We start from the raw sequence: 352 nt of genomic DNA on the forward strand, positions 1-352 counted from the left end.
GGGGGAGGCGAGTTCGGCGTGAAGTTCGACATGGGCGCGCAGACGCTGTCGACGCTGATGCGCGAGTCGCGGGGGTCGAGTGACGACCTGGGGGCGCTGATCCGGCAGTTGGTGCGGGCCGCGGAGCCGTTGGAGGGGAAGTTCAACGGTGCGGGCCGGCAGATGTTCGATCAGTTCAAGGCGCGGGCCGATGCGATCACGGCGGACCTGAACGCGTCGCTGTCGGCGATTCTGGGCGGTCAGGCGGGGATGGAGTCGGCGTTCTCCTCGGGTGACCAGGAGCAGGGGGAGAACGCGCGGCGGCAGATGGGCGCGGCGAACTTCGACGCGGCGCGCTTCCGCTGAGCTGCTT

Annotated in this window: 1 protein-coding gene; it reads left to right on the forward strand. The window is 69.6% G+C overall.

The features are described 5' to 3' along the window. Window positions 1-18: 18 nt before the first annotated feature. Entirely contained in the window at window positions 19-345 is a 327-nt protein-coding gene (locus CCN35_RS13480; protein WP_067388419.1) for a hypothetical protein, read from the forward strand. Window positions 346-352: the final 7 nt, after the last annotated feature.

This window comes from Streptomyces thermovulgaris (genome assembly GCF_002155915.1).
Lineage (GTDB): Bacteria > Actinomycetota > Actinomycetes > Streptomycetales > Streptomycetaceae > Streptomyces > Streptomyces thermovulgaris.